The following is a 20,316-nucleotide window of genomic DNA, read 5'->3' as shown; positions in this document are numbered from 1 at the left end:
GGCCCGGCGGCGCGACCGTCTGGGGCGGCGATCCGTACGCGCGGGCCCTGGCCAGCGGGCGCGGGCCGCTGTTCCTGCGGCGGGACGACGGGTGGCTGCTGCCGCTCGAGGTCGAGCGCTGGTGCGCGCCGCCGGACGCCGCCGACCGGACGATGCTGCGCCGTTGCCGTGGACCGGTGCTGGACATCGGCTGCGGTCCGGGACGGCTGGTGGCCGCCGTCGCCGGGTACGGGGTGCCGGTCCTCGGGCTCGACGTGAGCCCCGCCGCCGTGGCCCGCACCAAGGGCGCGGGCGGCGCGGTCCTGTGCCGGTCGGTCTTCGACCGCCTTCCCGCTGAAGGCCGTTGGGGCAGCGCGCTGCTCGCCGACGGCAACATCGGCATCGGCGGCGACCCGCACACCCTCCTCGCGCGCGTCCGCGAACTCCTCGCCCCCGGTGGCCGGTTGCTCGCCGAAGCGGCGCCGCACGAGGTGGACGAGCGGGTGACCGTACGCGTCGAGGACGCCCACGGACGGCAGGGCCGCGACTTCCCGTGGGCCCGCCTCGGCCCCCTCGCGCTGCGCGCCGCCGCACGCGCCACCGGCTGGTCGGTGGCGGAGGAGTGGTCGGCGGCGGGCCGCCGCTTCGCCGCTCTGGTCAGCACGCGGTAGCCGCGTCCCGACACGGAGCCCGGGACGTCAACTCGGCGTCAGCGCGGCGTCCATGACCCGGTAGCGGCCGGACGGGATGTCGTTGTCCATACGGATGCGCAGGGTGCCGGGCTCGCCCGCGTCGACCGCGACGCGCCAGATCCACCCCTCGGCGTACTCGCCTTCGACGTCGATGCCGTGCGGGCCGGGCGTGCCGTGCATCAGCAGCGGGGCGGGCTGCTGATGCCAGGAGTCCGCCCACAGCGCGGTGAGCCGGGTGTTCTCGTCGGTGGCGCCGACGGTGAGCATGCCGTCCTGCGGTCCGTCGTCCGGGTGCTGCCAGGTGTAGGTGACGCAGACCAGGTGACCGGCCGCGCCGAGGACGACCCGGGCGCCGGCGGGAGCCTCGTGGAAGGGGTCGGTGGGCATGAGCCGGAAGCCGGACCGTCCGTGCCAGGCGCCGGGGACATCGGGGAATACCGTCATGCCCCCATCCTGGACTCCCCGGGGCCGGGCCGCGCGAAGGCGCCGCCCCGAGGCGGCAGCACCACGTCAGCGGCAGCGCCCGCGCGCCGGGGCGCGCTGCTGGCGCCGCCGTCGCCGTAATCGTTCTCGCCTATCTGCCGTACGTCGTCGCGTCCGGCGGCGGGGTGCTCGGTTACCTGCCGGGCTACCTCCAGGAGGAGGGATACGAGCCGGGCAGCGTACGCCGCTTCGCCCTGCTGCGGCTGGTGCTTCCGGACGGCGCGGCGGGTCCGGCCGCGATCGTGGCCGTCCTCGCGGTGGTGGCGTACGTACTGCGGCGTGGCGACCGGGACCGGCCGTGGAGCGGCGCCCTGCTCGTGACCGGCACCGCGCTGCTGGTGACCTCGCCCTCCTCTTACTGGTACGCGCTGTCGGTCGTCGCCCTCGTCGCCCCCGTCGCGCTCGACGGCCGCTGGGAGTGGCTGGCCGTACCGCTGGCCGGACTCGCCCTCTACACCGGGAACGCGACGGGCGCCGGTGCCCATGGAAATGTGCTCCAGGCAACCGCGTACGGAGCCGCCGCACTGATCGTCGTCGCGGGCGCCGTCGTGCGCCGGAACGCCTGCGGTAGCACCGTTGACACCCTGCCGCCGCCGTGTCGTACTTAGTGCTTGCCCGGCCGTTCAGCATTGGCCCCTTCGGCACCCGCGATACGCGCACGCTCTGTGCCGCCGTCACCGAAGCCGCCCGACGGCCGTGGTGGACGGGGTCATGTGGGGGCTGTACCCGACGTCGTCACGCAGTCGCAGCCAGTACGCGCTTCGGCTTCTGGGGGAATGCGGTGGCGAGAGAGCACTATCCGACGACGGCCGAAGTCATCCAGGGCGCACGCCTGTTGACGTTGCGATATCCGAGACTGTGCCGTCTGCGGGTTGTCGGCCGGTCGCGTGCCGGGCGGCCTCTGCTCATGCTGACGGTGGATCAGGCGGAGGGCGGGAGCGAGCGGAACGCGCTCGTGGTGGCGGGACCGCACGCCAACGAGGCGGCGGTCGGCGGTGCCACGGTGCTCCGGCTCGCATACCAGCTCGCCGCCGAGCGCGAAGGCGGCCAGGACGACGGCACCGCCTGGCACTTCCTGCTCTGCATCGACCCGGACGGCGCGGTGCTCAACGAGCCCTGGCTGTGCGGTCCTTACACCCTGCGCGGCCACTACGAGCACTTCTTCCGGCCGTGCGCGGCGGAACAGCCCGAATGGCTGCCGCCGCCGGGAGCCCCGGACGCGTCGCTCCCCGAGACCCGCGCGCTGCTCGGCGTACTGGACGCGCTGCGCCCGGTGTTGCAGTGCTCGCTGCACGGCATCGACGTCGGCGGCAGCTTCGTGCAGCTCACCAGCGACATCCCCGGCGTGCCCGCGCGGATCGGCAAGTCGGCCGCCGAGCTGGACATCCCGCTGGAGAGCGGGTCCTCCGACGCCTTCCAGTGGCCGAGCCCGGGACCCGGCGTCTACGTGATGCCGCCGGACGGCGACCCCGCGACCGTCGGCGACGGCGCCAACTCCACCTGGGCGCACGCCCGCCGCTACGACGGTGTCACCGCCGTCGTCGAAGTGCCCATGTGGGCCTGCGACCGTACCGCCGACATCTCCCCGCACCCCGCGCCCGACCACGCGCTGCGCGTCGCGGGCGCCGCACTCCGCCGTGACCTGCCCCGGGTCGCCCGGGTCCTGGACAACCTCGAACCGCACCTGGTCGGCGCGGACTCCCCGATGCTGCGCACCGTCAAGGAACTCGTCGGCATCGGCCCCCGGCTGTCCGCCGACTGGGACCCCGCCGTACGCCCGCCCGGCGCGCTCCCGCTGCCGCCGATGACCACCGCGCGCGTCACCAGCATCGAGGTCTACGCGCAGCGCGTCCCGCTGCGCGCCGCCGCCATGCTCCGCCGGGTCGCCGACGTCCCCCGCGTCACGCGCCTGGTGGACGAGTGGTGCGCGGCGTACGAGAGCGCCTACCGCCCGCGCTGGGTGCCGATCGCCGACCAGGTCGAGCAGCAGGCCCGCAGCGTCATCGCGGTGTACGAAGAGCTGCGTACATGACCACGTCCTTCAACTCCCCGCCGACGCGGGCCCAGTCGCGCAGCAGCCCCTCGCGCTGGTAACCGGCGCTCTCCGCGGTGCGCAGCGAACCGGTGTTCCACGGCTCGGCGTACAAGTCGAGCCGGGCGATGCCCAGTTCGTGCAGGCCCCACTCGGTGATCGCCTTCAGCGCCGACCCGGCGGCGCCCGCGCGGCGCGCGGAGGCGAGGACCCAGTAGCCGACCGTGGCGCGGTCCGCGCTGAGGATGTCGAGACCGGCGTTGCCGACCGCGCAACCGTCGGACGCCCGCGCGATCGCCATTGGGTAGCGGCCCGCCGCCGGCCGTCCCCACTGCCGCTCGACGAAGGCGATCCCCTCGGCGTCGCTGTAGACCGGCGGCACGGTCGTGATCAGCGGAATCAGCGGGTCCGTGGACGCCTCGCGCACCGTGTGCAGGTCGGCCATCGACCACGGGCGCAACGTGTAGTCGCCCGCCCCGAGCACCGGCGGCTCCCTGAGGTCGGTGAGGACGTCCCTGCGGTCCGAGCGGTGCCTGTGGTCCATGGGTCCGATGCTGCCAGCAGGGGGCGCGGCGGGCGAGTCGATAACGGACGTACGGGGCACGGCCGCGCCCGCGCCCCCAGCACCCCGCCCACAACGGTGCCCGCCCCCGGCGCACCGAAGGCGGCCAGCGGCGCCGCGCCCACGGGCAGGAGGGTCAGCGTCACCGGGGAGAGCCAGCCGCGCTCACCCGTTCGGAGTAGTCCGCAGCCCGCTCCGGCGCCGCCGCACCGATCATGTACGCAAGGGGACAGCGCCGAACCGGGAGCAGGTGAGCATGGTGAGCACCGAGAAGCCGCCGAGCGACAGCAGATTCGGTTCGCTGGTGACCCCGGGCCGGGTGACCGTGGCCGTGCTCGCGGTCCTCGCCCTGATCTTCATCTTCGAGAACACTCGCGACGTCAAGATCCGGCTGCTGATCCCCGAGGTCACGATGCCGCTGTGGATGGCGCTGCTCGGCTGCTTCATCGTCGGCGCGCTGGCCGGGATGTACCTGCGGCGCGGCGGCCGTAACAAGCACTGATCCCAGGAACGCGGCTGTGCGAGGGCGGCGTGACCAGCGGCTCACGCGCCCGGCGGCTCACGCGCCCGGCGTCGCGATCAGCGGCTTACGCGCCCGGCGGCGCGACCAGCGGTTTGCCGAGGCACACGCTCAGCTCGTCGTGCCGGTAGTAGCCGAATTTCGACACCGGCTGGTAGCCGCACGAGCGGTACAGCGCGATGGCCTCCGGCTGCCGCTGACCGGTCTCCAGCACCATCCGGGTCCGGCCCGCCGCCGCGGCCGTCCTCTCCAGCTCGGCCAGGATCGCGCGGGCGAGACCGCGACCGCGCGCCCGCGCCACCACGAACATCCGCTTGATCTCGGCGTCGCCGTCCGCGTGCCCGTCGGGCGAGTCGTCCTGGGCGCGCCAGCCGCCGCTGGCCACGGCGTGCCCGTCCTCGTCGTAGGCCAGCAGGTACAGCCCTCGCGGCGGGTCGAAATGGGCCGCGTCCATGAAGGTCGAGTCGCCGTCGCCGTACCGCTCCACGTACTCCTGCTGCACCAGGTCGTTGAGCTTCACCGCGTCGGGGTGGTCGTAGCGCGTCGTTCTGATCTCCACGCCCGATATCGTACGTGCGCGGTCGTACGTACGTGCGTACGGGGGACACCGAAGCGGTTCCGCCGGCCGGTCCCGGTATCGTCCAGCGCATGTCGACCACCGTCACCACCGTGAACGTCAACGGACTCCGCGCCGCCGCCAAGAAAGGCTTCCTGACCTGGCTGGAGGAGACCGACGCCGACGTGGTCTGCCTCCAGGAGGTCCGGGCGGAGCCCGACCAGCTCACCGTCGAGCTGCGCGACCCGGCGGGCTGGCACGCCTTCCACGCGCCCTCCTCCGCCAAGGGCCGGGCCGGTGTCTCGCTCTACACCCGCGAGGAGCCCAGCGCCGTCCGCGTCGGCTTCGGCGCCGCCGAATTCGCCGCCGCCGGGCGCTACCTGGAGGTCGACCTGCCCGGCACCGGACCCGGTCTGACCGTCGGCAGCCTCTACCTCCCCTCCGGCGAGGTCGGCACCGAGCGCCAGGCGGAGAAGGAGCGCTTCATGAAGGACTTCGCCGTCCACCTCGACGCGCTCCGCGACCACGCCGCCGAAACCGGCACCCATGCCCTCGTCTGCGGCGACTGGAACATCGCGCACCAGGAAGCGGATCTGAAGAACTGGCGCGGCAACCGCAAATCCGCCGGCTTCCTCCCCGAGGAACGCGCCTGGCTCACCGAACTCTTCGGCCCCGCGGGCTGGACCGACGTCGTCCGCCGCCTCCACCCCGACGTCGAGGGCCCCTACTCCTGGTGGTCCATGCGCGGCCAGGCGTTCGACAACAACACCGGCTGGCGCATCGACCTCCAGGTCGCCACCGAAGCCCTCGCCGCCGCGGCCACCACCGCCGTCGTCGAGCGCGCCGCGAGCTACGACCAGCGCTGGAGCGACCACGCCCCGGTGACGGTCACCTACGACATCTAGGACCTGCCCGGCGCGCGCGTCACACGCCCGACTTCCCAGCCGCGCGCGGCGGACCACCGCGCCAGCCGGATGGCCGAAGCGGCGCCGTCATCGCAGCGCACCGTGATGTGCGCCTCGAACTCGCCGACCGTCAGGCCCGGATGGTCTCCAGCGGGTGTGCGAAGAGGGGTACGACTCACGACAGGGGACGAACGCCGTACGAGCGGCGCGGAATTCCGTGGCCGGGCCCGGTGGGCGATGGCATGCTGAGTCCGTGAACGGACCGCACATCACCGTCAGCGTCCCGGCTGAGCTGCACCTCTTCGTGGCCGCCGAGCGGCGCCGCGCCGAACCCGGCGCCGTGGTCACCGACGGCACGTCGTCGCTCGGGCACGTCGTGGAGTCGCTGGGCGTGCCGCTCACCGAGGTCGGCGCGCTGTCCGTCGACGGCCGCGACGTACCGAACGCCCATGTCCCGGCGGCGGGCGAGGCGGTACGGGTCCACGCGGTCGTACGGCCGCAGGAGGTGCCGGGCGCGCCGCTGCGCTTTCTGCTCGACGTCCATCTCGGCACGCTGGCACGGCGGTTGCGGCTGCTCGGGGTCGACGCGGCGTACGAGAACGAGGACATCGGCGACCCGGCGCTCGCCGCGCTCTCCGCGAGCGACCGCAGGGTCATGCTGACGCGCGACCGTGGCCTGCTGCGCCGCCGCGAACTGTGGGCGGGCGCGTACGTCTACAGCGACCGCCCGGCCGACCAACTGCGGGACATCCTCCAGCGGTTCGCGCCGGACCTCGCGCCCTGGACCCGCTGCGTCGCCTGCAACGGCCTGCTGACCCCCGCCGACAAGGAGTCCGTCCGCGACCGCCTGGAGGGCGGCACCGAACGCTCCTACGACGTCTTCGCCGCCTGCGCCTCCTGCGGGCGCGTCTACTGGCGCGGCGCCCACCACACCCGCCTCGAAGCCGTCGTCGCCGAAGCACTCCGCGACTTCGCCCCCACCCGGCACTGACCCCCACCCGGCACTGACCCTCACCCGGCACTGACCCCCACGCGGGCCGGGACCGCGCCCCGGAGTCGCTGTCGGCGGTGCGCCTTAACGTTCCGCCCATGACGTCGAAACCCCTGCCGCCATACCTCCGCCCGCTGTTCCGCGGGCGGAATCCCGACCGGTACCGCCTCGCGACGGACCTGCCCGCCGGGCGGACCGTCCTGTCCGACGAAGGCGACGGCGAGATCCACGCCCTGTGGTGCAGTGACGGCCCCACCACGGCCGAAGCCGTCGCGTCCCTGCGCGAGGAGTACCCGCGCTCGGGGCTGTGGCCGCTGCTGCTCGACGCCCACGACGCCCAGGACCCCGATTACCGGCCCTGGGGCACGGGTGAGCTGTTTCCCGAAGACGTGACCTCGCCCGCCGACCACCAGCCCGCCGCGCTGCTCGCCTCCTGGTGGCACGACTACACCCACGTCGACGAGGACGACGACAACCTCACGCCGGAACAGCGCCTGGCGGTCACCGCTCCCTTCGGCCGGACCTGGCCGGGCCTCGCCCGGAGCGGGGATCAGCGGTGCGACCCCGATCAGCTCGCGGGCGCGTACTCGGCGGAGCTTCTCACCCGCCGTCCCTGGCTCCGGCTCGGTCTGGTCGCCGCCGGGTCCGGCGCGGCGGCCCTGACCACGGCCGGATGGCAAGGGCCCGTCAACTACGCGAGTGACACGGCCAAGTTCTCCGCTGTCCTGCACGACTGGGAACACCGTTTCGGCGCCCGCGTGGTCGGTGTCGGCTTCAGCACCCTCTCCCTGAGCGTGGCGGCGCCGCCGGGCGACCGCGCCACCGCCCTGGCCGTCGCCGCCGAGCACTTCGCCTTCTGCCCCGACAACATCTGGCAGTCGGCCGGAACGCTCACCGCGTACGCCGATCAGCTCGTCGACTCGCACGAGTGGGGGTTCTGGTGGGACTGACCAGTGCCCGCCCGGGGCTGACCAACGCCCACGCCGAACGCCACCCACCTACCGACCCACCCACCGACAAGACAATGTGTCTGGACAAAAAAAGTTTTCGGTGAGACGCTGAAGCCATGCTGGACGTGAGCGTGATCGAGAACCCCGAAGCGGCGGCGACGTCGCTCGACCCGATACGGTCCCGGCTGCTGGCCGAGCTGGCGGCGGGCCCGGCATCGGCGACGATGCTCGCGGCGAGGGTGGGCCTGCCGCGGCAGAAGGTGAACTACCACCTCAAGGCGTTGGAGAAGCACGGCCTGGTCGAGCTGTCCGGCGAGCGTAAGAAGGGCAATGTCACCGAGCGGCTGATGCGGGCGACCGCCGCCTCGTACGTGATCTCGCCGATGGCACTGGCCGCCGTGCAGCCCGATCCGGCCCGCTTCCGCGACCAGCTCTCGGCGCGCTGGCTGCTGGCCGTCGCCGCCCGGCTGGTCCGGGACGTCGGCACGCTGATCACGGGCGCCGACCGGGCGCGGCAGCGGGTCGCGACCTTCGCGCTCGACGGTGAGGTCCGCTTCGGCTCGGCCGCCGACCGCGCCGCGTTCGTGGACGAACTGACCCGCGGCATCGCCGCGTTGGTCGCCAAGTACCACGACGAGGAGGCCGAGGGCGGGCGTCCGCACCGGATCGTCGTCGCCCTGCACCCCACGGTGAAGAACCCCGAGGCCCCCGCCGTCACGAGCGGTGACGCCGATGCCGCCGCTGTCGAACCGGCCGTCGTCCGGCCCACCACACCTCCTGAGGAAACGTCATGAGAAAGCTCGTCGTCAGTGAATTCCTGTCCGCCGACGGAGTCATGGAGGCGCCCCACGAGTGGCACGGGCCGTACTTCGACGACGACATGGCCGGCGCCGTGTCCGCCCAAATGGACGCGTCCGACGCCCTGTTGCTCGGCCGCACCACCTACGACGGCTTCGCCGCCGCGTGGCCCGCGATGGCCGGCCAGCCCGGCGGCGACCACATGAACGGCATCGCCAAATTCGTCGTCTCCGCCACGCTGGAGAAGGCCGACTGGAACAACTCCACCGTCCTCGCCGGAGATCCGGCCGCCGCCGTCCGCGAGCTGAAGCAGCGGGACGGCGCGAACATCACGGTGATGGGCAGCGCGACGCTCGTGCGGTGGCTGCTCGGGCAGGGCCTGGTGGACGAGTTCGACCTGCTGGTGCACCCGATCGTGGTCGGCCGAGGCAAGCGGCTGTTCCAGGACGGTCTGCCGCGGACCCCGTTCACCGTCGTCTCCTCCGAGATGTTCGCGTCCGGCGTCCACCACGTCGTCTACGCGCCGCGGAAGGCGTAGGGCCTCTCCGGCCCTCCCGCACCCGTAGGACCCCCATCCGCGTATCCCCTGGAGCAAGGAGCTCTGAACAGCCATGTCCAAGCACTTCGAGATCGTCCGTGAATTCGAGGTCGACGCCAGCCCGTCGCAGGTCTGGGACGCGATCACCACCGGCACCGGGGGCTGGTTGTGGCCCATGGAGTACGAGCCCAGGGAGGGCGGCGCCGCGCCGTTCGGCGGGACCGTGGTCGCGTGGGACCCGCCGCACCGGCTGACCGGGCGCACCGAGGACGCCGAGGGCATCTCGGTGCAGACCTTCAACCAGGTCGACCACCTCATCGAGCCTCGCGAGGGCGGCGGTTCATGGGTGCGGTACGTGCACAGCGGCATCCTCGTCGAGGACTGGGACAACCAGTACGACGGCGCGGACAAGCACACCGACTTCTACATGCACACCCTGCGTGAGTACCTGCGGTACTTCACCGGCCGCACCGCCGTCTTCGGCGGCGCGGAAGGCCCCGAGGCGTCCGGCGCGCCCGACGCCTTCGAAGCGGCGGCCCGCGCGCTCGGGCTGGCGGACGAAGCGGCCGAGGGCGCGACCGTAGAGGTCGAACTGCCGGGCGCGGGACGGGTCGAGGCCGTGCTCGACTTCCGCAACCCGTACTTCATCGGGCTCCGCACCGACCAGGCGATGTACCGCTTCTTCGGCCGCAACCACTTCGGCGCGACGGTCGGCGTGAGCGTGCACGACTTCGCGCCGGGCGCCGACGCCGAGCGGATCGGCGCGGACTGGACGCGCTGGCTCGCCGGGGTCTACGCGTAACGCCCCCTCCCGCAGCCGGAGTCGGGCCTTCGCCGTACCGGAAATCCGTTATCCCCGCCGCTCACCGGCCGTCTCCTGATCGCCGGTGAGCCGGCATGTGCGGGACATCAACGGTATTGACGGCGGCTACGGCCGACTACGGCGGTTACGGCGCGGAGGAAGCGATGGGACGCAGGGCTCGGCACGGCGGACGATCGCGGCGCGCTGCCGTATCGGCGGCGGTGGCGCTCGCCGTCGCGGCCCTGTGCGTGGCGGTCTGGGTGGTCTCCGGCCAACGGCCGGGCGGCGGTTCGGCCGACTCCTCGGCCACGGCGGGTGCCGCGCCCGTATCGGCGGGGCCGGTCACGACCACGGCCGCGCCGTCCGTGACACCGACCGTCACCCCCTCCGCGGGGACCACCGCCAAGAAGCCGAAGCCGACGCCGACCGCTTCCCGGCAGCCCCCACGGCCCACCGCCTCGCGCACCACCGCGCCGCCCGCCGGTACGAAGCTCCAACCCCGCCCCGGCACGCGGGTGTTCACCTTCGTCAACGACGTGGACCAGACGATCTGGCTCGCCTCGGGCGAACAGACCGCCCAGCCCGCGCTCACCACCACCGGCTGGGTACTGCGTCCGGGGCAGACCCTCGGTGTCCGTGTGCCCGACCACTGGAACGGCCGATTCTGGGGCCGTACCGGCTGTTCCTTCGACGCCTCGGGCCGCGGCCACTGCGAGACCGGCGACTGCGACGGCCGCTTCCAGTGCCCCGGTTACGGGGTGATCCCGGCGACGCTGGCGGAGTTCAACCTCAACTCCTGGGACGGGATGGACTTCTACGACGTCAGCCTCGTCGACGGCTCCAACCTCCCGATGTACATCAACCTCGTCGGCGGTACGACGAAGGACCCGATCTCGGCGAACGGCTGCTCGGCCGCGGGCTGCACCCACGCCGTGGCCTGTCCGGCCGCCCTCCAGGTGACGTCCGGCGGCCGGGCGGTCGGTTGCGAGTCGCCCTGCGGGGTCTTCGACACCGACCAGTACTGCTGCCGAGGCGAGTGGGCGCCGCGCTCGATGTGCCTGCCCGACCAGTGGCCGGTGAGGTACGCGGACGTGTTCAAGAAGGCCGAGCCGTTCGCGTACTCGTATGTGGACGACGACGCGACCAGCACGTTCACCAGCCGGGGCGAGGCCGGGTACCGGATCACTTTCGGGCTGAGCGGCTGAGGCGACCGGGGGGGGCTGAAGTCATTGAGCCGACCGGGCGGGGACGACGTACCGACGCCGTATGTCAGGGCGGAGTCGGGGGCGGGAAGGGCGGCGGCCGTGACCGGCGCCGGGACGACGACGCGGGCGGCGCGGAAACCGCCGTCGTCGGCCCGGTCGGCCGGGGACGGCCGCCGCCGATCCGCGATGAGTTCCGGCCGCGCCCGCGGTCCTATGGGGTGAGCGGCGGGCCCGTGTCCAGGGCGCGCCCCGACGAAAGCAGGCGTGAACGATGGCGACCTTCGTACTCGTCCCCGGCGCGGACGGCCGCGCCTGGACCTGGCACCGGCTCGTACCGGAACTGCGCGCCCGCGGGCACGAGGCGGTGACGCTCGACCTGCCCCAGGACGGCGCCGACCTCGACGCCTACGCGGACGCGATCGTGGCGGCGTGCGGCGACATCGACCGGCGGGCCCGGCCGCTCGTCCTCGTGGCGCTGTCGCTCGCCGGATTCTCCGCGCCGCTGGCCTGCGAGCGGCTGCGCGCCGACCGGCTCGTACTCCTCAACGCGATGGTGCCGCTGCCCGGCGAGACGGCGGGGGAGTGGTGGGACCACACCGGCCAGCAGGCCGCGCGCGAGGCGTACGCGCGGGAGGAGGGACGCGACACGGCGTTCGACGTGCGCGTCGACTTCTTCCACGACGTGCCGCGGGAGATCACCGAGGAGGCCATGAACTCCGGCCTGTCGGGCGGCGCGCCGGAACCGGTCTTCTCGCAGCCGTGGCCGCTGACGGCGTGGCCCGATGTGCCGACCCGCTTCCTCCAGGGCGCGCAGGACCGCTTCTTCCCGCTGGAATTCCAGCGGCGGCTGGGCAGGGAGCGGATCGGCGTGGACGTGGAGGAGCTGCCGGGCGGCCATCTGCTCGCGCTGAGCCGCCCGCGCGAGCTGGCGGAGGCCCTGGTGAGGGACGTGTGAGCCGCGTGCGGCCGACCGCGTAACGGCGACTTCCTGAACTGGAGGAGGGTTTCCCGACTTCCTGTACAGTTGTCCAGGAAATCTGAGAGCGGGAAGTCCGGTCAACGGAAGGCGTGGTGCGCGGTCGTGAAGGTCGTCGCGGGAATCCTGGTCGGCGCGGTCGCCGCCTTTCATGTGTACGCACTCGTGCTGGAGATGTTCCTGTGGCGCGGTCCGCGCGGCCGGGCTCTGCACGGGCTCGACGACGAGGGCGCCAGGATCACCGCGCCGCTCGCCGCCAACCAGGGCCTGTACAACGGCTTCCTGGCCGCCGGACTCGTCTGGGGCCTGATCGCCTCCGACCCGGTGGGCTTCCAGGCGCGGGTGTTCTTCCTGTGCTGTGTGATCCTGGCGGGTGCGTACGGCGCGGCGACCGCGTCCCGCAAGATTCTCTACGTGCAGTTCGCGCCCGCGGTCGTGGCGCTGGTGGCGGTGCTTGTGGCTGGATGAGGGGTGTGATCGCTACGGGTGAGGTGAGCGGGGGGCGTGCGTCGTCCGATCCCCGTACGCTCAGGACCCGCGCCCGGCTGCGGGCCGCGCTGCTCGACGAGTGCGCGGGGCGCCCGCTGGACCAGGTCAGCCTCTCCGCGGTGGCGCGTCGCGCGGGGGTCGGCCGGGCGACCCTGTATCTGCACTACGACGGTCTCCAGGCACTCGCGGTCGACGCCTGCGCCGACGTCGTACGGGAAGCGGTCGACGCGCTCCACGCCTGGACCGCGCCGCCGGGGCCCGACGCGCCGCCCGCGCCGCTCGCCGGATTCCTCACCGTCGTGGCCGGGCGGGCCGACCTCTACCGCGGTCTGATCGCGGAAGGCGGCGGCGGCCCGCTCGGCGCGCTCCTCCACGACGAACTCCGCGCTCGCTCGTTCGCCGACCGCACCCGCGCGGGCGCCCCGTCGCCCGCGTTCGCCGCCTCCGCCACGGCGGCCGTGTTCACCGGCCTGCTCGCCGACTGGCTGCACGGCCGTCTCGACCTTTCGGCGGACGCCTTCGCCGCTCACGTGTGGCGGCTGCTGGTCGCGATTCACCGCGCGGTCCGCTGATCCTTCGCTGATGCCCTGTCAGGGAGTACGGTATGCGCGGCGGGTGCGGACCGTGGGGGATATGCGGGGCAAATCGGGCGAGAGGTCACCCTGGGTGGTGCAGATGGGTCTGAGTTTGCGAGGATCGCCACGATGACTTCCGCTCCCGCGGGCTCCTTGGCTGAGAGCCGCTCCACAGAAAGCCGTGGCCGACACCGCCAACGGCGTCAGAAACATGTGCTGCGACGGAGGGCCGGAGTCGGCGCCGCCGCGTTCGTGGTGCTAGCGATCGTCGGTGCCGGATATGTCGTGATGGACCGGCACGGCGCCGGTTCCGCCGCCGCGGACAGCGGCAGGAACGGCGGCCCCGGGCACGGCCTGGCGGCGGCGCCCAGCGCGTCCGCCGGGCCCGCGGGCCCCGGCACCCTGAGCGTCAAGGACGAGGCGCCCACCGTGATCCCGGGCCTCGGCCCCAAGACCCGCTCCGCGATCCCTGCCGCCACCCGGCAGGTGCTGGTGGCCTCGGGCAAGGCCAAGAACTCCGCCGACTCCACCGTCACCCTGTGGTCCCGCACCGCCGACGGCCACTGGAGTGCGGGCGCGGCGTGGCCCGCGCACAACGCGCTGCGCGGCTGGACCGGCGAGCACCACGCGGGCGATCTGCACAGCCCCATCGGCGTGTTCACCCTCAGCGACGCGGGCGGCTTCGACGCCGATCCGGGCGCCAAGCTGCCGTACCACCACTCGTCCGCCTTCCGCGCGGGCGGCGTCGGCTTCGACGGCGAGCCGCTGGACGCCGCCTTCGACTACGTCATCGCCATCGACTACAACCGCGTGCCCGGTACGTCCCCGCTCGACGGCGCCCAGCCGCTCGGTGCCGACCGCGGCGGCGGCATCTGGGTCCACGTCGACCACGGCGGCCCGACGCACGGCTGCGTCAGCGTCTCCGCCGCGCACATGGTCGACCTCCTGCACACGCTGGTCCCGGCGCAGCACCCGGTGATCGTGATGGGCGACCACGCGTCACTGTCGGCGTAGTCCCCTCCCGGTATCCCCGACTGCCTACGGGTCCGCGGGCCTGCCGCTTTTCGCTGCGAAGGCCCGCCCGGACCTCGCCCGGACCCCGCCCACCGCCGCGCTCCCACCGGTCAGTTACCCGAACTCCCGCCCACCCGCTCCGGCAGCCCGCACGACGTCGTACGCCCGCTCCTGCGGCACCAGCCGCTCCGCCCCCTCGACGTCCCCGACACCGACCAACCGGTGCATCTCCCGCGCCAGCGGCGTCACATCCCTGATCCCCACGATCCACGTGTCCGCGTACTCCCGCACCGCCTCACCCGACAGCCCGAGTTGCAGCGCCCGGTACGGCAACGGCCGCAGCCGCACGTCCCGTTCGGGGTCCCACTGGACCCGCGCGGGAGCGTGCTTGAGCTGCCGACGCCACGCGTCCTGATCCGCGTGCACGTCAGGGGAGTAGTGGGACAGACACGCGTGCCGAAGCGCCCACTCGAATCCGTCACGAGTGATCTCCACAGCGAGCACCGTCTCCTGCCCCGCCTTGGCGGCCCAACCGCAGCGGTACATCATCCACAGGAACGACGGCTTGATCCACGTCATGCGGTCGCGGCTCCAGGCGGCGGGGAAGCGGCCGTCGCGGGCGGCGGGCAGGCCGATCGCGGGAGCGGCGGGGGCGGGGTGTTACTCCCCGGGGAGTACGGGCGGGGCGGGGCGGGTTGACCGGGGGAGTACGGGAGAGGCATACCGCTGGGCGATGTGGTGGGGGCGGGGATCGCGGGAGGGTGATGGGGAACCCGGGACCGGCGTTCGGCGGTCGCCGGGGCTTCCCACCCGCTCGCGAGGAGGCACGGCCATGGAAGACGAGCAGGAGCTGACGGACTTCGCGCGCCGATGGACCGAGGCGGAACGGCGCGGTGACGTGACCGCGCTGGACGCGCTGCTGACCGACGACTTCAGCGCGGTGGGACCGCGCGGCTTCGTCCTCGACAAGAAGCAGTGGCTCGACCGCTACGCATCCGGCGCGCTCGTCCACGACGCCTTCACCTGGGCCGAGGTGACGGTACGTCAGTACGGGCGGGCGGCCGTCGCCACCGGGGTGCAGGGCCAGCAGAGCGTCTTCGACGGGCGGGACGCGGACGGGTACTTCCGGGTGACGCAGACGATCGTCGAGACCGACGGCGTATGGCGGTTGGCCGCGCTCCACCTCAGTGCGACCGGTGACCGCCCGGGACCGGAGGCGTAGGCCATGCGGATCAGTATCAATGTCGCCCACCACGCCTGGCCCGAGGGACCGCGGGGCTCCGCGCGGCAGTTGGAGCGGGTCGTCGCCACCGCCGACGAGATCGGGCTCGACACGGTGTGGGTCGCGGACCGCCTGATGCGGACCGACCCCGCACGTTCACCGGACGAGGCGGTCCTGGAGGCGTACACGACGCTCGGATTCCTCGCGTCACGCAGTGAACGGGTGCGGCTCGGCGCCATGGCGAGCCCGGTCGGCCTTCGCGCGCCCAGTCTGCTGATCAAGGCGGTCACTACGCTCGACGTCCTGTCCGGCGGCCGGGCCTGGCTCGGTATCGGCGCCGGATACGCCGACCACGGGGCCGCCGCGATGGGCCTGCCCGCGCCCGGCGTCCCCGAACGCTTCGAGCGGATGGAGGACATGCTGCGGCTCGCCCACCAGATGTGGTCGGGCGACGACAGCCCCTTCCGCGGCGCGCACTGCGACCTGGCCAGGCCGTACGCCAGTCCGCTGCCGCTCAGCGGTCCGCACCCGCCGGTGCTGATCGGCGGAAACGGTGAGGCCCGGATGCTGCCGCTGGTCGCGCGGTACGCCGACGCCTGCAATCTGCTCGACGTGCCGAACGGCGGCGCCACCATCCGCCGCAAGCTCGACATCCTCGCCGTGCACTGCCGCAAGCTCGGCCGCCCGCTCGGCGACATCGACACGTCCGTCAGCGTCAGGCTGCGGCCGGAGGAGTCGGCGGACGAACTCGTCGCGCACTGCCGCCACTTCGCCGATCTGGGCATCGGGCACATGGTGCTGGTGCCGGGCGGCCCGTGGGCGGAGGCGTCGATGCGGACGCTGGCGGCGGCGCTGCCAGCGGTTCGCGGCCTGCACCGGGAGGAGGCGGCCGGGACGAAAGTCGCGTACCTCGACACCTACCGGGCGCCCGCGTTCGGCGGCGCCGTCCCCGTCTGACCGGGACGGGAAGGGCCGCCGGCGAAGGAACGGCACCCCACGGCCGGCGGTCGCCGTGGGGTGCCGGTGTGCGCGGCTGCGGCCGGCCCTGGAACCAGGGCCGTCAGCCGTTGCCGCGCGGCAGGACGAGCGACTGGATCTGGGGAAGCCCCTTCCAGTCGTTCGAGGCGATCGTCGCGTGAGCCGCGGCGAGTCGGGCGATCCGCGCCTGCGCGTCAGCGGGAGACGGATTCACGTCGTCCAGGGCGGGCGCGACATTCTGCGAGTCGGTCATCACGAGCAGGTAGTGACGCGCGTCGTACCAGTTCGTGTCGACGTTGAGGAACGCCGAGGCGTCACCGTCGAAGATCACGAACCACGGGCGCAGCGAGGCGTCTGAGTAGCGCGAACGCGGGTCGCCCGACTGGACGTTGTGCACGGTCGGGAAGACCTGGGCGGTCGAGACGTGCCCCTTGAGGTACCCGGCGTACTCGACGTCCGTCCACAGCGTGTCGGTCGGGTTGTTCTCCTCGACGGTGCCGGGGATGATCTCCAGGATCACCTTGCCCGCGAGCTGCTGCCGCGTCGGCCAGTTGCCCGCCTGGGCGGCCTCGTCGAGCGTGCTGTAGCTGCCGCCGCCGGGCTTGGCCAGCAGGTCGGACGGCTTGAACACCAGGCTGCCGAGGTGCGCGCTGATCGACTGGTCCAACTTGGCCGGGCTCATGCCGAAGTTGGCCTGGAAGCCCGCCTTCATCTCCAGCTTGATCATCAGCGGCGCGTGGCCGGGGTGCGCGCCGAGCCAGACGCGTACGTCGTCCAGGCAGCTCTCCAGGTCCTTGTTCGCGCCGCCCGTGTAGAGCTGCGACGGCGAGGACGCGTCCACGCAGTTGTTGCCGTTGCTGGTCAGGCTGGAGTGGCTGACCTTCCACTCCTGGGTGAAGAAGTCGTCCCACACGTCCAGTTCGATCAGCGACGTGCCCGTGTCCAACGCCTGGGCGAGGTACGGGAAGGCGGCGGGGTCGTAGGTGTTGTGCAGGCCGGACGTCGTGGCGCCCGAGAACGGCAGGGAGCCGGTGTCCGCGGCGGACGCGGATGCGCCGCCTCCGGCTCCGGCGACGGTGAACGCCAGGCATGTGGTGAGCACGCCGAGAAGCGCCGTGCGCAGTCGTAGGGAAACTCGTCGGGACAGCGGACCGGTCACGTGTCCTCCAGTGGGGGGTGTCTCTCCGTCCGGACGGTGACTGCCGAGCGTGAATCGACGGAGACATGTCACGTAACACGATCTGGAATCCGGCTGTCAGCTACGAATCGAGCCGATCTTCAACGGAGTTGACGTTATGTCAGAAGCGGATCGGTGGGTTTTTGGGGCCCGCCTCACGTCCGTACCGCTTTCAGCTCGCGCCCAGCAGCCGCAGCGCCGCCGCGGTCGCCGCGGCGGCGAGCACCACCACGAGGAAGGGCGCCCGGCGCCACGCGCACAGACCGCCGACGGCGACCCCGGCCGGGCGGGCGAATCCGGCGAAGCCGTGGCCCTCGGTGAGGGTGGACGTGGCGACCAGGGCGGCGAGCAGCACGACGACGCAGAGCGCCATCAGCCGTTCCAGGCGCCGCGAGAGGGTGACGCGGGCGCGCAGTACGGGCCCGGCGAAACGGAAGGCGAACGTGCCCGCGCCCAGGGCGACGGTGGCGAGCAGCAGACCCGTCCCCGTACTCATCGTCCCGCTCCGGACCGCGCGGCGGGGTCCTGCTCCTCGCGACGACCGCCCGCCCGCGCCGCGCCGACCCCGGCCAGGGCGAGCAACACCGGCAGTCCGGCGGGCAGATACGGTGTCGCGACGAGCGCGACCACCACTCCGGCGACCGCTGCCCTGCGCGTCGCGGAGTCACCGAGGGACGGCAGCACCAGGGCCAAGAGCACGGCGGGGAAGGCCGCGTCCAAACCGAAGGCGTCCGTGTCGCCGACCGCGCCGCCGCCGAGAGCGCCCAGGACGACACCGGCGTTCCAGCAGATGAACAGGCCGATGCCGCACGCCCAGTACGCCGCCCGCCGTCGTTCCGGCTCGCGCTGGGCGAGGGCGAAGGCCACGGTCTCGTCCGCCATCAGATGGCTGCCCGCGATACGACGGAGCGGCCCGGAACCGAAGACGTCGCCGACCGCGAAGCCGAACGGTACGTGCCGCGCGTTCACGAGCAGGCCCGCGACGACCGCCGCCACCGGATTGCCGCCCGCCGCGACGATGCCGATGAACATGAACTGCGACGCGCCCGCGAAGACCACCACCGACAGCAGCATCGGCAGCCACACCGGCAGACCGAGCCCCACGGCGATGGCGCCGAACGACACCCCGACGACGGCGTCGGCGACGCAGACCAGGGCGATGTCCCGCACCAGGTCCTTCTCCGGAGTTCGCCATATCGAACGCATCGCCGCCTATAATGAACGGAGCGAGGATCGTTCGTCAAGGCGAACGAATAGACGTCTCTGACGAACGAAAGGTGCGGCGATGACGGCGGACAAGGGGGCGCACGGTTCGGAGGGGGCGGGGGAGCCGGGGCGCGGCGCGGACGAGGGCGGACGGGAGCGGCAGAGCGGGCGGGCCCCGCTGGCGGCCATCGCGGAATCCCTCCAGCGCGAGCGGCGCCGCGCGGGCCTGTCCCTCGCCGAGGTCGCCCGCCGCGCGGGCATCGCGAAATCCACGCTCTCCCAGCTCGAATCGGGCACCGGCAACCCCAGCGTCGAGACCCTGTGGGCGCTGAGCGTCACCCTGAACGTGGCCTTCGCCCAGCTCGTCGACCCGCCCCGCCCCCGCGTCCGCGTCATCCGCGCGGGCGAGGGCGTCGCCTTCGCCGCCGAGCGCGCGGACTACGTGGCCACGCTCCTCGCCTCCTGCCCGCCGCACGCGCGCCGCGACATCTACCTGGTGTCCGTACAGCCGGGCACCGCCCGCGAGTCCGACCCGCACGCGCCCGGCATGATCGAGCACGTGGTGCTCAGTACCGGCCGCGCGCTGGTCGGCCTCACGGACGATCCCGTCGAACTCCACCCCGGCGACTACATCGCCTATCCGGGCGACGAGCCGCACATCTTCCGCGCGTTGGAGCCGGACACCCTCGCGGTGCTCGTCCAGGAACACCACTGACGGTCGGGCTGCCCTGAGTCAACTCCGCGCGGGGTACCGGTGGTGGCGGTGCGTCAGCCCGCGCGGAGCGTCAACGCGGCCGTGTGCAGGGTGCCTTGCGTGCGGAACTGGAGGAACAGCCGCCAGTCGCCCGCCGTCGGAAGCTCGGCGTGGAAGGCCAGTTCGGGGCCGCCGTGATCGCCGTTGACCGCCGTCGTCGGATGGAGGTGCGCGAACGCCAGATCGCCGGAGTGGAACGCGGTCAGGTGCGCGTACGTCCCCAGGTACGGCTGGAGATCGGTCACCGGGCGGCCGTTCCTGGTCACGGTCACGGCCAGCGGATGGGCCATACCCGCCATGACGTCGCCCTTCACCGTCACCGTGTAACCGTCCGCCGTGGCGCTGGTCTTGGGCGAGGGCAGCGGCACGGGCGACGAGGCGGCGCCGGGGACCGTGACCGTACGGCTCAGGACGAAGTCCGTCCCCTTGCCGGGGCCCGTATCCGGCGTGAAGGACGCGAAGAACCGCCACGCGCCGGGCGCGAGCGCCGCCAGCCGCGCCGTCCAGGTGCCGTCCTTCGCCATCCCCGGATGCACGTGCTGGAAGCCGGTGAGATCGGACCGGACCGCGTAGAAGTGCATCCGCCGCGTCTGGTCGAGGGCGTAGCCGGTCAACGGCCTGCCGTCGGGCGCGGTGACGGAGAAGCGGTACGTGGCGGGCGCGCCGGAAGGCAGCCGCGCGTCGGGGGAGACGAGGCGGTAGCCGTCGCGGTCGGCGGACAGGCCGTTGGCGGCGGCCGGGGCGCCCATGCCGTTCATGGAGGGCATGGAAGGCATGGAGGGCATTGACGGCGTGGAGGACACGGAGGACACGGCCGTGGAGGAGCCGCCGCCGCAGGCGGTCAGGCCGAGCAGCAGAGTGCAGGTCGCGGCGGTGGCCGCGAGGAGAGCGGGCCGGAGTGTTCGCATGATG

At 72.9% G+C, this 20,316-nt stretch carries 25 protein-coding genes and 1 pseudogene; 18 read left to right on the top strand and 8 right to left on the bottom strand.

What is annotated here, in order from left to right; all coding sequences use genetic code 11:
- Window positions 1-650, top strand: a 650-nt coding sequence (locus BGM09_RS18560; RefSeq protein WP_411158329.1) for a methyltransferase, incomplete at its 5' end; no start/stop codon positions are given.
- Window positions 651-677: 27 nt separating this feature from the next.
- Here the strand turns inward: BGM09_RS18560 and BGM09_RS18555 are convergent.
- Window positions 678-1,115 (bottom strand): hypothetical protein, encoded by a 438-nt coding sequence (locus BGM09_RS18555; protein WP_188282741.1) that lies wholly within the window; start codon window positions 1,113-1,115, stop codon window positions 678-680.
- A gap of 164 nt (window positions 1,116-1,279) precedes the next feature.
- On the opposite strand from BGM09_RS18555, the gene BGM09_RS18550 reads away from it, so the two are divergent.
- Window positions 1,280-1,762, top strand: a complete 483-nt coding sequence (locus tag BGM09_RS18550) for a hypothetical protein (protein ID WP_188282740.1) — start codon at window positions 1,280-1,282, stop codon at window positions 1,760-1,762.
- A gap of 173 nt (window positions 1,763-1,935) precedes the next feature.
- Entirely contained in the window at window positions 1,936-3,186 is a 1,251-nt protein-coding gene (locus BGM09_RS18545) for a M14 family zinc carboxypeptidase (protein ID WP_188282739.1), read from the top strand.
- Here BGM09_RS18545 and BGM09_RS18540 read toward each other — a convergent pair.
- The gene (locus BGM09_RS18540; protein WP_188282738.1) at window positions 3,155-3,730 is read right to left on the bottom strand and encodes a GNAT family N-acetyltransferase; all 576 of its coding nucleotides are present in this window, start codon (window positions 3,728-3,730) and stop codon (window positions 3,155-3,157) included. The genes BGM09_RS18545 and BGM09_RS18540 overlap by 32 nt on opposite strands.
- Window positions 3,731-4,004: 274 nt before the next feature.
- Between BGM09_RS18540 and BGM09_RS18535 the strand changes: the two genes are divergently transcribed.
- Window positions 4,005-4,250, top strand: coding sequence for a lipopolysaccharide assembly protein LapA domain-containing protein (locus tag BGM09_RS18535; RefSeq protein ID WP_188282737.1), 246 nt, complete (start codon window positions 4,005-4,007; stop codon window positions 4,248-4,250).
- An 85-nt stretch (window positions 4,251-4,335) separates the two neighbouring features.
- On the opposite strand, the gene BGM09_RS18530 is transcribed toward BGM09_RS18535, so the two are convergent.
- Window positions 4,336-4,827 carry a GNAT family N-acetyltransferase gene (locus BGM09_RS18530; protein ID WP_411158328.1) on the bottom strand — a complete coding sequence of 164 codons (492 nt, stop codon included), beginning with the start codon at window positions 4,825-4,827 and terminating at the stop codon, window positions 4,336-4,338.
- Between the two features lie 89 nt (window positions 4,828-4,916).
- Between BGM09_RS18530 and BGM09_RS18525 the strand changes: the two genes are divergently transcribed.
- From BGM09_RS18525 to BGM09_RS18475, 11 genes are all read left to right on the top strand, one after another.
- Window positions 4,917-5,729, top strand: a complete 813-nt coding sequence (locus BGM09_RS18525; RefSeq protein ID WP_188282736.1) for an exodeoxyribonuclease III — start codon at window positions 4,917-4,919, stop codon at window positions 5,727-5,729.
- 253 nt (window positions 5,730-5,982) lie between these two features.
- Window positions 5,983-6,720, top strand: coding sequence for a Mut7-C RNAse domain-containing protein (locus BGM09_RS18520; protein ID WP_188282735.1), 738 nt, complete (start codon window positions 5,983-5,985; stop codon window positions 6,718-6,720).
- A 98-nt stretch (window positions 6,721-6,818) separates the two neighbouring features.
- Complete coding sequence (locus BGM09_RS18515) at window positions 6,819-7,670, top strand: DUF4253 domain-containing protein (RefSeq protein ID WP_188282734.1); 852 nt, start codon at window positions 6,819-6,821, stop codon at window positions 7,668-7,670.
- Between the two features lie 116 nt (window positions 7,671-7,786).
- Entirely contained in the window at window positions 7,787-8,464 is a 678-nt protein-coding gene (locus BGM09_RS18510) for an ArsR/SmtB family transcription factor (RefSeq protein WP_188282733.1), read from the top strand.
- Window positions 8,461-9,006 (top strand): dihydrofolate reductase family protein, encoded by a 546-nt coding sequence (locus tag BGM09_RS18505; RefSeq protein ID WP_188282732.1) that lies wholly within the window; start codon window positions 8,461-8,463, stop codon window positions 9,004-9,006. Before BGM09_RS18510 ends, BGM09_RS18505 begins: the two co-directional genes overlap by 4 nt.
- 73 nt (window positions 9,007-9,079) lie before the next feature.
- On the top strand, window positions 9,080-9,808 hold the full coding sequence (locus BGM09_RS18500) for an SRPBCC domain-containing protein (RefSeq protein WP_188282731.1): 729 nt from the start codon (window positions 9,080-9,082) through the stop codon (window positions 9,806-9,808).
- Window positions 9,809-9,972: 164 nt separating this feature from the next.
- Complete coding sequence (locus BGM09_RS18495; protein ID WP_188282730.1) at window positions 9,973-11,013, top strand: thaumatin family protein; 1,041 nt, start codon at window positions 9,973-9,975, stop codon at window positions 11,011-11,013.
- A 271-nt stretch (window positions 11,014-11,284) separates the two neighbouring features.
- Window positions 11,285-11,968 carry an alpha/beta fold hydrolase gene (locus BGM09_RS18490; RefSeq protein WP_188282729.1) on the top strand — a complete coding sequence of 228 codons (684 nt, stop codon included), beginning with the start codon at window positions 11,285-11,287 and terminating at the stop codon, window positions 11,966-11,968.
- Window positions 11,969-12,094: 126 nt separating this feature from the next.
- Window positions 12,095-12,457: a DUF1304 domain-containing protein gene (locus BGM09_RS18485; protein ID WP_188282728.1), complete on the top strand. Its 363-nt coding sequence runs from the start codon at window positions 12,095-12,097 to the stop codon at window positions 12,455-12,457.
- On the top strand, window positions 12,454-13,050 hold the full coding sequence (locus BGM09_RS18480) for a TetR/AcrR family transcriptional regulator (RefSeq protein ID WP_188282727.1): 597 nt from the start codon (window positions 12,454-12,456) through the stop codon (window positions 13,048-13,050). Before BGM09_RS18485 ends, BGM09_RS18480 begins: the two co-directional genes overlap by 4 nt.
- 216 nt (window positions 13,051-13,266) lie before the next feature.
- Window positions 13,267-14,067 (top strand): L,D-transpeptidase family protein, encoded by an 801-nt coding sequence (locus BGM09_RS18475; RefSeq protein WP_317452766.1) that lies wholly within the window; start codon window positions 13,267-13,269, stop codon window positions 14,065-14,067.
- Between the two features lie 114 nt (window positions 14,068-14,181).
- Here BGM09_RS18475 and BGM09_RS18470 read toward each other — a convergent pair.
- Window positions 14,182-14,712, bottom strand: a pseudogene (locus BGM09_RS18470) (DUF4291 domain-containing protein); the annotation flags it as partial.
- A gap of 187 nt (window positions 14,713-14,899) precedes the next feature.
- On the opposite strand from BGM09_RS18470, the gene BGM09_RS18465 reads away from it, so the two are divergent.
- Together BGM09_RS18465 and BGM09_RS18460 are read left to right on the top strand one after the other, a co-directional pair.
- Entirely contained in the window at window positions 14,900-15,289 is a 390-nt protein-coding gene (locus BGM09_RS18465; RefSeq protein WP_188282725.1) for a nuclear transport factor 2 family protein, read from the top strand.
- Window positions 15,290-15,292: 3 nt separating this feature from the next.
- Window positions 15,293-16,246, top strand: a complete 954-nt coding sequence (locus tag BGM09_RS18460; RefSeq protein WP_188282724.1) for an LLM class flavin-dependent oxidoreductase — start codon at window positions 15,293-15,295, stop codon at window positions 16,244-16,246.
- Window positions 16,247-16,349: 103 nt separating this feature from the next.
- Here the strand turns inward: BGM09_RS18460 and BGM09_RS18455 are convergent, their stop codons facing one another.
- From BGM09_RS18455 to BGM09_RS18445, 3 genes are all read right to left on the bottom strand, one after another.
- Entirely contained in the window at window positions 16,350-17,369 is a 1,020-nt protein-coding gene (locus BGM09_RS18455; RefSeq protein ID WP_317452765.1) for a phosphatidylinositol-specific phospholipase C domain-containing protein, read from the bottom strand.
- 247 nt (window positions 17,370-17,616) lie between these two features.
- Window positions 17,617-17,940, bottom strand: coding sequence for an AzlD domain-containing protein (locus BGM09_RS18450; protein ID WP_188282723.1), 324 nt, complete (start codon window positions 17,938-17,940; stop codon window positions 17,617-17,619).
- Entirely contained in the window at window positions 17,937-18,650 is a 714-nt protein-coding gene (locus BGM09_RS18445) for an AzlC family ABC transporter permease (protein ID WP_188282722.1), read from the bottom strand. The genes BGM09_RS18450 and BGM09_RS18445 overlap by 4 nt, the downstream gene beginning before the upstream one ends.
- 79 nt (window positions 18,651-18,729) lie before the next feature.
- Here BGM09_RS18445 and BGM09_RS18440 point away from each other — a divergent pair, with 79 nt between their 5' ends.
- Window positions 18,730-19,365, top strand: a complete 636-nt coding sequence (locus BGM09_RS18440) for a helix-turn-helix domain-containing protein (RefSeq protein WP_188282721.1) — start codon at window positions 18,730-18,732, stop codon at window positions 19,363-19,365.
- A gap of 53 nt (window positions 19,366-19,418) precedes the next feature.
- Here the strand turns inward: BGM09_RS18440 and BGM09_RS18435 are convergent, their stop codons facing one another.
- Window positions 19,419-20,312, bottom strand: a complete 894-nt coding sequence (locus BGM09_RS18435; RefSeq protein ID WP_223187221.1) for a hypothetical protein — start codon at window positions 20,310-20,312, stop codon at window positions 19,419-19,421.
- Window positions 20,313-20,316: the final 4 nt, after the last annotated feature.

This window comes from Streptomyces sp. CBMA29 (assembly GCF_014596445.1).
Taxonomy (GTDB): Bacteria; Actinomycetota; Actinomycetes; order Streptomycetales; family Streptomycetaceae; genus Actinacidiphila.
Note: the sequence above shows the minus strand (reverse complement) of the source record. Positions and strands in the feature narration are given on the sequence as shown.